The following is a 9,376-nucleotide window of genomic DNA, read 5'->3' as shown; positions in this document are numbered from 1 at the left end:
CATCTGGGCATGCATGCGCGGGGATGAGCCATTTGATACGGCCAAGCTTTTCAGCTCTGAACACCTCAGAAAAGCTTGACCGCCAACAGAGTATCTACAAGGGACCGCGATGCCATATGGAATCGCAGGTCGCCTGTAGGAGCGGCCTTGTGTCGCGATGGGCCGCAAAGCGGCCCCGGGTTCACTCAATGCCCGCCCAGATAAGCGTTACGCACTTCTTCGTTGACCAACAGCTCCTGCCCCGTCCCGGTCATGCGAATCTGCCCGTTGACCATCACATAAGCCCGGTCCGAGAGCTTTAGCGCATGGTTGGCGTTCTGCTCCACCAGGAAGATGGTCATCCCGGTCTTGGCCAGTTCACGCAAGGTCGAGAAGATCTGCTTGACCACGATCGGCGCCAGCCCCAGCGATGGCTCATCCAGCAGCAACAACTTTGGCCGGCTCATCAGCGCCCGGGCAATGGCCAGCATCTGCTGCTCGCCACCAGACATGGTCATGGCCCGCTGGTTACGCCGCTCTTTCAGGCGCGGGAACAGCTCATACATGCGCTGCATGTCTTCGTCGGCGTGCTTGTCGCCGATGGGGATGGTACCCATCATCAGGTTCTCCTCGACGGTCATGTCGGGGAACACACGGCGCCCTTCCGGCGACTGGGCGATCCCGTTGGAGGCGATGTAGTGCGACGACTTGCGTGTGATGTCGGTGCCGCGATACACGATATGCCCGGAGGCCGCCCGTGGCTGGCCGAAGATCGACATCAGCAAGGTCGACTTGCCGGCACCGTTGGCGCCGATCAGGCTGACCGTCTCGCCCTCGTTGATGTGCATCGAGACCTTTTTCAGCGCCTGGATCGGGCCGTAGAACACGTCCAGGTCCTTCAGTTCGAGAATGGGTGCACTCATACCAGTTCCTCTTCATCGGCACCCAGGTAGGCGGCGATCACCGTCGGGTTGTGGCGGATATCCTGCGGCGCGCCTTCGGCAATCACGTTGCCGTGGTCGAGCACCACGATATGGTCGGAAATGCTCATGACCATGCCCATGTCGTGCTCGATCAGCACCACGGTGATGTCGTGCTCGTCGCGCAGCACGCGGATCATGCGGCTAAGGGCCTCGGTTTCCTGCGGGTTCAGGCCAGCCGCCGGTTCGTCCAGGCAGATGATCTTCGGCCGCGTGCACATGGCCCGGGCGATTTCCAGACGGCGCTGCTGGCCGTACGACAACTCGCCAGCCAGGCGGTTGGCGCAATCAACCAGGTCAACCACTTCCAGCCAGTAGAACGCGTGGTCCAGCGCGTCACTCTCGGCCTTGCGGTAGGCCTTGGTGTTGAGCACCCCGGCCAGCAGGTTGCGGTTGACCCACATGTGCTGGGCCACCAGCAGGTTTTCCACCACCGACATTTCCTTGAACAGGCGAATGTTCTGGAAGGTGCGTGCCAGGCCCGCGCGGTTGACCAGGTGGGTACCGCCGAACATCTTGTAGTACATGCGGTTGGCAAAGCGCGCCGGCGACACGAAGTCCGCCGCCTGGAAGCGCTCGCCGAGCAGCTGGATGACATTGGTGTGGCTGCCGCGCACGTTCAGCTCGATGCGCCCGCCACTGGCCTTGTAGAAGCCGGTCAGGCAGTTGAACACGGTGGTCTTGCCGGCGCCGTTGGGGCCGATCAGGGCGAAGATCTGGTTGCGCCGAACCTTAAGGCTGACGTCGCTGAGCGCCTTGATGCCGCCGAACTGCATCATCAGGTTGTCGACCGAGAGAATGATATCGTCGCTCATGGCGCCACTCCTTTACGCGGGGTTACACCGGTACGGCTGATGCGGATCAGCCCACGCGGTCGCCAGATCATCATCAGCACCATCAGCACACCGAACAGCAGCACCCGGTATTCGGAGAAGCTGCGCAGCAGTTCGGGCGCCACGGTCAGCACGAAGGCCGCGATCACCACACCCACGGTCGAGCCCATGCCACCGAGAACGACAATGGCGAGGATCAGCGCCGACTCGAAGAAGGTGAACGACGACGGGTTGACGAAACCCTGATAGGTGGCAAAGAACACCCCGGCCAGGCCGGCGGTGGAGGCACCCAGGGTAAACGCCGAAAGCTTGACCAGCACGTGGTTCAGGCCCATCGAGCGGCAGGCGATCTCGTCTTCGCGCAGCGCTTCCCAGGCGCGGCCGACCGGCATGCGGGTCAGGCGGTGCTTGATGTACAGCACGGCCAGCACGACGATGAACAGCACTGCGTAGATGAACACGAACTTGAGGTTGGCGTTGTACTCGAAGCCGAAGAACTCGTGGATAGGTACCCCGCCATCCTTGGCCCGGCGACCGAACTCCAGGCCGAAGAAGGTGGGCGATGGTGCCGGCATACCGTTGGGGCCGCCGGTGAACGACAACCAGTTGTTCAACACCAGGCGGATGATTTCACCAAAGCCCAGGGTCACGATCGCCAGGTAGTCACCGTGCATCCGTAGCACCGGGAAACCGAGGATGCACCCTGCCAGCGCCGCGGCGATGGCCGCCAGTGGCAGCACGCTCCAGAAGCCCAGGCCGAGATACTGGTAACCCAGCGCCAGGCCATAGGCACCGATGGCGTAGAACGCCACATAACCCAGGTCGAGCAGGCCAGCCAGGCCGACCACGATATTCAGGCCCAGGCCCAGCAGCACGTAGATCAGGCCGAGGATAACCACGGTCAGCAGGTACTTGTTGGCGAAGATCGGGAACACGATGGCAATCACCACCAGCGCCGGGATGATGTAGCGCAGGCGCGACACGTAGTTCGGCGCACGCACATGCACGCCCGAGCCGCCGCTGTCGAAGCCTTCGAGCATGCGCCGCCCGGCGGCGGTCTGCAGGTACAGGCTGAGCAGGAAGCGCCCGAGCATCACCCCGCCGACCAGCCACGCCACACGCTGCGGCTCGGCATTGAAGGTGTAGCCGTCGAGCACCACGCCGACGACCGGGCCAAACACGATAAGGGCCAGCAGGCCGGCGACAATGGTCTCCAGCAGGCTGCGTTTAAGGTCGAAACCCTTGTTGGTTTCGCTTACAGCGGCAGTTTTGGCAATCGACATGTTCACACCTTAGCCACGAGCGGGCGACCCAGCAGGCCTTGTGGGCGGAAGATAAGGATCATCACCAGCAGCGAGAAGCTGAACACGTCCTTGTAGTCGGAGTTGATCAGGCCGGAGAACAGCGACTCGGAAATGCCCAGGATGATCCCGCCAAGCATGGCGCCAGGCAGCGAGCCGATACCACCGAGCACCGCGGCAGTGAACGCCTTGATGCCGATGATGAAGCCAGCGTAGAAGTCGAAGGTGCCGTAGTTCATGGTGATCAGCACGCCAGCCAGCGCGGCCATTACCGCACCGATGACGAACACGTAGGAGATCACCCGGTCGGTGTTGATGCCCAGGATCGAGGCCATCTTGCGGTCTTGCTGGGTAGCACGGCACATGCGGCCGAGCTTGGTGTACTTGATCACGTAGGTGAGCAGGCCCATACCGACAAAGGCCGCCACCAGAATGAAGATCTTGGTGTAGGTCAGTTGCACGAAGCCGGTACCCACTTCGACACGCCAGGCACCTTCCAGCAAGGTTGGCACGCCTTGCTGGCGGGCGCCCTGGCTGATTTGTGCGTAGTTCTGCAGGATCAGCGAGATGCCGATGGCACTGATCAGCGGTGCCAGGCGGGTGGAGTTACGCAGGGGTTTGTAGGCGATGCGCTCGATGGTGAAGCCGTACACGCCGGTGACGACGATGGTGAACAACAGGGTGCCCAGCATCAACAGGGGGAACGACTCGATGCCGAAGTAAGCCAGCAATGCTAGGCTGATCGCCGCGAGGTACGCGGAGATCATGTACACCTCGCCGTGCGCGAAGTTGATCATGCCGATGATGCCATAGACCATTGTGTAGCCGATGGCGATCAGGCCATAGACCGACCCGAGGGTCAGGCCGTTGACCAGTTGCTGCAGGAAAATACCATCCATAACGCAATCTCACCTGATTGAGATTGCACGAGCGCCGACCACGGCGGGCCTGGGACAAGGCGGCCCTCGCAGCGCAGTACTGTGCAGATCTACGGATAAAGACAGGTACCGCGGGGCTTGGGCCCGGGCGTGAACCCGGGCCGTGGGCCGTTGTTATTTTTGTTTTTCCAGCTGGTGGTACTTGCCTTGGGCATCCCACTGGTAGACCACGTAGTCGGACACGGTCAGGTCACCCTTCTTGTCCCACTTCTTCTCGCCCATGACGGTCTGCACCGGGTTGGCCTTGAGCCACTCGGCAGCAGCTTCGCCCTTGTTCGACTTGGCGCCGTTGAACGCGGCAGCCAACGCTTGCAGCGAGGCGTAGGCGTACAGGGTGTAGCCTTCAGGTTCGGTACCGGCCTTGCGGAACTCCTCCACCACCGCCTTGCTGTCTGGCAGCAGGCGCGGGTCGGCGCCGAAGGTCATGTACACGCCATCGACGTACTGCGCGCCGCCGGCGGTGGACACCAGTTCGTCGGTAACGATGCCATCATCGGACATGAACTTGACGTCCTTCAGGCCCTGCTCGCGCAGCTGGCGGACCAGCGGGCCGGCTTCCGGGTGCAGGCCGCCGAAGTAGACCACATCGGCTCCGGTGGAACGGATCTTGGTGACCACAGCGCTGAAGTCCTTCTCGCCACGGGTCAGGCCTTCGTACAGCACTGGTTTGACACCGCGTTTTTCCAGCTGCGCCTTGGTCGCGTCGGCCAGGCCCTGGCCGTAGGTGTCCTTGTCGTGCAGCACCGCGACCTTCTTGCCCTTGAGCACGTCGACGATGTAGTCGCCGGCGACGATACCCTGCTGGTCGTCACGGCCGCACATGCGGAACATGGCGGACAGGCCGCGCTCGGTCACCTGTGGGTTGGTAGAGCCCGGGGTAATGGCGATGACGCCCGCCTCGTCATACACCTCCGAAGCCGGGATGGTATTGGAAGAACAGAAGTGGCCGACCACGCCGATCACCTTGTCCTGGTCGACCAGGCGGTTGGCCACAGCCACGGCCTGCTTTGGTTCGCAGGCGTCATCGCCCTTGACCAGGACGATTTTCTCGCCGTTTACGCCACCGGCGGCGTTGATCTTGTCGGCCGCTGCCTGCGCACCTTTCATGTACTGCTCGCCAAACGCTGCGTTTGCCCCGGTCATGGGGCCCGCTACACCGATCTTGACATCGGCCTGAACATACGAAGAAACACCCAGTGCCGTAGCTACGGCCAGAGCCAGGAAACCTTTCTTGTAAAACGTCTGCGACATGAGGTGGTGCTCCTAGAGTTTTTTTTGGTTGGCACTACAACTTCTCAGCCCTGTGCTCAGAGCAAGGGCCGTGCCATAGGTTTTGTATTCCGGGAAAACACACTGTGCAGGGCGCCTGCAGGCGACCGAGGGCCTTTTCTTTATTGAGCGTGCAACCGTCTGCCACGCGGCAGGCGCCACCACACGTACAGACAAGGAGCAACCGTCGAGTGCCATCATTGCAACCCCGGCAAGTGTTTACGTGCAACCGCCCTGTAACAGCGGACGTCACCGAACTGCACACCGCTGGTGCGCGACTGCTACAGGCGGCACCGTTTCAAGGCTAGCGGGTGCACGGAAAAACACGCGGTTTTGGCAGATCCGGCCTCTTCGCGGGCTCGCCCGCTCCCACAGGTATTGCACCGTTCTCGGGCTCAGTGCAGCTCCTGTGGGAGCGGGCAAGCCCGCGAAGAGGCCAGCACAGCCACAACAACCCCCAAAAGGCTGGCACAATGTCCGCCATTCGCCGCTTCCGGAGCCCCATTGATGAGCGAGAGCGCATTCGCCGAGCGCATCGTGCACAACCTGCTCGACACCGACTTCTACAAACTCACCATGATGCAGGGTGTGCTGCACAACTACCCGGACGCCGACGTCGAATGGGAATTCCGCTGCCGCAACGGCGAGGACCTGCGCCCTTACCTCGGCGAGATCCGCAACCAGCTCGAACTGCTCAGCGACCTGACCCTGGATGACGGCCAACTGGCCTTCCTCGAACGCATCAGCTTCCTCAAGCCCGACTTCCTGCGCTTTCTGCGCCTGTTCCGCTTCAACCTGCGCTACGTGCGCCTCGGGATAGAAAACGACCAGCTGTTTCTGCGCCTGAAAGGCCCATGGCTGCATGTGATCCTGTTCGAGGTGCCACTGCTGGCGATCATCAGCGAAGTGCGCAACCGCCAGCTGCATCCGAGCATGCGCCTGGCCGAGGCCCGCGACCAGCTTTACCGCAAGTTCGACTGGCTGCGCGCACATGCCAGCGACGACGAACTGGCTGAACTGCAGGTGGCCGACTTCGGCACCCGCCGGCGCTTTTCCAGCCGCGTGCAGGAAGAAGTGGTGCGCGTGCTGCGCGACGATTTCCCGGGCCGCTTCGTCGGCACCAGCAACGTCGACCTGGCATGGAAACTGGATATCAAGCCGCTGGGCACCATGGCTCATGAATGGATCATGGCCCACCAGCAACTCGGCCCGCGGCTGATCGACAGCCAGATCGCCGCGCTGGACTGCTGGGTGCGCGAGTACCGTGGCCTGCTCGGCATCGCCCTGACCGATTGCATCACCATGGATGCCTTCCTCGGCGATTTCGACCTGTACTTCGCCAAGCTGTTCGACGGCCTGCGCCACGACTCGGGCGAACCGGTGGCCTGGGCGGAAAAGGCCATCGCCCATTACCAGAAACTGGGTATCGACCCGATGACCAAGACCCTGGTGTTCTCCGATGGTCTCAACCTGACCCGTTCCCTGGAAATCTTCCGCGCCCTGCGCGGTCGCATCAACGTGAGCTTTGGCATCGGCACCAACCTCACCTGTGACATCCCGGGCGTGGCGCCGATGAGCATCGTGCTTAAAATGACCGACTGCAATGGCGCGCCAGTGGCGAAGATTTCCGACGAAGCCGCCAAGACCCAATGCCGCGACGAGAACTTCGTCGCCTATATGCGCCACGTATTCAAAGTCCCCAGCAAGGAGTAACCCATGCAAGCGGTTCAGCAAGAAATTGCCAAGGCGCTGAAGGTACAGCCGCCGTTCGCCGACGCCGCCGCGCTCGAGGCCGAAGTCGCCCGGCGCGTGGCATTCATCAAGGATTGCCTGGCCAACGCCCGGCTCAAGACCCTGGTGCTGGGCATCAGCGGCGGCGTCGACTCGCTGACCGCGGCCCTGCTCGCCCAACGCGCCATCAACGAGCTGCGCGCCGAGACCGGTGACAAGGCCTACACCTTCATCGCCGTGCGCCTGCCGTATCATGTACAGCACGATGAACATGATGCCCAGGCATGCCTGGACGTGATCAAGGCTGATGAAGTGCACACCGTCGATATCGCCCCGGCGGTGAAGGCACTGGCAGCTGAAGTCGTAGAGCTGAAGAACGGCTCGCCGACGCTGGTGGACTTTGTCGTGGGCAACGTAAAGGCACGTACCCGCATGGTCGCCCAGTACACCATCGCCGGCGCCCGTGCAGGCCTGGTGATCGGTACCGACCACGCCGCCGAGGCGGTGATGGGCTTCTTTACCAAGTTCGGTGATGGTGCCTGCGACCTGGCGCCGCTGAGCGGGCTGGTGAAGAACCAGGTGCGGGCGATTGCGCGCAGCTTCGGTGCGCCGGAGTCACTGGTGGAGAAGGTGCCGACTGCCGACCTGGAAGACCTGGCGCCGGGCAAGCCGGACGAAGCGTCGCATGGCGTGACCTACCAGCAGATCGATGCCTTCCTGCACGGGCAGCCGGTTGACCAGGAAGCGTTCGACATCATCGTCGCCACCTACCGCAAGACCCAGCACAAGCGCGAACTGCCGTTCGCCCCTTGAAAAGCTTCGCGGGCACGCCCGCTCCCACAGAGACACCACAGATGCTGAATTTTGTGGTGAACCTGTGGGAGCGGGCAAGCCCGCGAATAGGCCCGAAAGGCCTACACAGCTGTCATTACTTGACGACGACTTTGCCCTTCATCATCGAGATGTGGCCCGGGAAGGTGCAGAAGAAGCTGTAGTCGCCACCGGCTTCCAGCTTGGAAGTGTCCAGGGTGATGCTGGATTTTTCACCGGCACCAATCATTTTGGTGTGGCCGATGATCGCTGCGTTGTCAGCCTTGATGTAGTCCTTTTCGAGACCTTGCGTCATGCCTTCGGTGGCGATGGCCTGCATGTCGGCAGTCTTGCTGATCACCAGGTTGTGGCCCATGACGTTCTTCGGCAGCTTGCCACCGTGGGTCAGTTCGATTTCAACGGTCTTGCAGCTCTTGTCGACGGTGAACTCTTTGGTGTTGAACGACATCTGGTCAGTCGAATCGACAGTGACTTTGCAGTCGGCTGCGAAGACAGAGGCGCTGGCGAGGGTCAGCAGGGATACCGCTACAGCTTTCGCAAACATCATGAATCTCCTTGGCAGGGTTTTATCAATTGCGAGACTGCCTGAAACCGTTCAGCCCCTTGCTGATATGGGTCAAGGGGGTGTCAAGCGGTCAGCCAGTAGAATTGTTCAATCGATTGTATACAACCAATTCAAGAGCACATCATGCCCTTTTATTAGAGGATGGGACAACCTCTCATTTAGGAGCAATACGAAATGACCCTTGGTAGCCTGATGAACAGCCTGCTGGCGGCCTACGCCCATGGAGCGACCGGTGCCATCTGCGAATTCTCCCGGCCGGAGTGAAAGCAGCCTTGGAACTGTAGGACATGGGCCTTACCCTGTCAGCCTGAGTGACTGGAGATGAGCAATGCCCGTACGTTCCGTTTGTGTGTTCTGCGGCGCCAGCATTGGTGCCAACCCCGCCTATCGTGAAGCGGCCATCGCGCTGGGCCAGGCGATTGCCCGTCGCGGTCTGACCCTGGTCTATGGCGGTGGCGCTGTCGGCCTGATGGGCACCGTCGCCGACGCGGCCATGGCGGCCGGTGGCGAAGTAATCGGGATCATCCCAGAGAGCCTGATGAATGCCGAAATTGGCCACAAGGGCCTCAGCCGCCTGGAAGTGGTCGACGGCATGCACGCGCGCAAGGCACGCATGGCCGAGCTGAGCGATGCCTTCATCGCCCTGCCCGGTGGGCTGGGTACGCTGGAGGAGTTGTTCGAGGTATGGACCTGGGGGCAACTGGGCTATCACGCCAAGCCGCTGGGGCTGCTCGACGTGAATGGCTTCTATGAAAAGCTCGGCGGGTTCCTCGACCATATCGTCGAAGAAGGTTTCGTGCGGCCGCAGCATCGGGCGATGTTGCTGCTGGGGCAACAGCCGGATGAGCTGCTGGACGGGATGGACAGCTTTGTCGCGCCGGTGGCGCCGAAGTGGGTCGACAAGAAGCCTGACTGATCTCGATCAGCAGGCCGAACACCTAACCTGTGG

9 protein-coding genes are annotated in these 9,376 nt (G+C 61.7%); 3 read left to right on the top strand and 6 right to left on the bottom strand.

Translation table 11 applies throughout. The annotated features are described in order from the left end of the window. Window positions 1-185 precede the first annotated feature (185 nt). The 5 genes from CAF70_RS25315 to CAF70_RS25295 all read right to left on the bottom strand — a co-directional run bounded on the left by CAF70_RS25315 (window position 186) and on the right by CAF70_RS25295 (window position 5,282). Entirely contained in the window at window positions 186-902 is a 717-nt protein-coding gene (locus CAF70_RS25315) for an ABC transporter ATP-binding protein (protein ID WP_004576969.1), read from the bottom strand. Then, window positions 899-1,774 (bottom strand): ATP-binding cassette domain-containing protein, encoded by an 876-nt coding sequence (locus CAF70_RS25310; protein ID WP_010955466.1) that lies wholly within the window; start codon window positions 1,772-1,774, stop codon window positions 899-901. Before CAF70_RS25310 ends, CAF70_RS25315 begins: the two co-directional genes overlap by 4 nt. Further along, the gene (gene livM, locus CAF70_RS25305; protein ID WP_085627330.1) at window positions 1,771-3,075 is read right to left on the bottom strand and encodes a high-affinity branched-chain amino acid ABC transporter permease LivM; all 1,305 of its coding nucleotides are present in this window, start codon (window positions 3,073-3,075) and stop codon (window positions 1,771-1,773) included. The genes CAF70_RS25310 and livM overlap by 4 nt, the downstream gene beginning before the upstream one ends. A gap of 2 nt (window positions 3,076-3,077) precedes the next feature. Next, window positions 3,078-3,992, bottom strand: a complete 915-nt coding sequence (locus tag CAF70_RS25300) for a branched-chain amino acid ABC transporter permease (RefSeq protein ID WP_013974411.1) — start codon at window positions 3,990-3,992, stop codon at window positions 3,078-3,080. A 153-nt stretch (window positions 3,993-4,145) separates the two neighbouring features. Continuing rightward, window positions 4,146-5,282 (bottom strand): branched-chain amino acid ABC transporter substrate-binding protein, encoded by a 1,137-nt coding sequence (locus tag CAF70_RS25295; protein ID WP_085627329.1) that lies wholly within the window; start codon window positions 5,280-5,282, stop codon window positions 4,146-4,148. A 525-nt stretch (window positions 5,283-5,807) separates the two neighbouring features. On the opposite strand from CAF70_RS25295, the gene pncB reads away from it, so the two are divergent. Together pncB and nadE are read left to right on the top strand one after the other, a co-directional pair. Continuing rightward, window positions 5,808-7,013 carry a nicotinate phosphoribosyltransferase gene (gene pncB / locus CAF70_RS25285; RefSeq protein ID WP_085627328.1) on the top strand — a complete coding sequence of 402 codons (1,206 nt, stop codon included), beginning with the start codon at window positions 5,808-5,810 and terminating at the stop codon, window positions 7,011-7,013. A 3-nt stretch (window positions 7,014-7,016) separates the two neighbouring features. Next, window positions 7,017-7,844 (top strand): ammonia-dependent NAD(+) synthetase, encoded by an 828-nt coding sequence (gene nadE / locus CAF70_RS25280; RefSeq protein ID WP_085627327.1) that lies wholly within the window; start codon window positions 7,017-7,019, stop codon window positions 7,842-7,844. Window positions 7,845-7,959: 115 nt separating this feature from the next. Here the strand turns inward: nadE and azu are convergent, their stop codons facing one another. After that, on the bottom strand, window positions 7,960-8,406 hold the full coding sequence (gene azu / locus CAF70_RS25275) for an azurin (RefSeq protein ID WP_085627326.1): 447 nt from the start codon (window positions 8,404-8,406) through the stop codon (window positions 7,960-7,962). Between the two features lie 349 nt (window positions 8,407-8,755). On the opposite strand from azu, the gene CAF70_RS25270 reads away from it, so the two are divergent. Then, window positions 8,756-9,343: a TIGR00730 family Rossman fold protein gene (locus CAF70_RS25270; RefSeq protein WP_023660590.1), complete on the top strand. Its 588-nt coding sequence runs from the start codon at window positions 8,756-8,758 to the stop codon at window positions 9,341-9,343. The last annotated feature ends 33 nt before the right edge of the window (window positions 9,344-9,376 follow it).

It is taken from the genome of Pseudomonas sp. B19(2017) (assembly GCF_002113165.1).
In the GTDB taxonomy this organism is placed as follows: Bacteria; Pseudomonadota; Gammaproteobacteria; order Pseudomonadales; family Pseudomonadaceae; genus Aquipseudomonas.
Note: the sequence above shows the minus strand (reverse complement) of the source record. Positions and strands in the feature narration are given on the sequence as shown.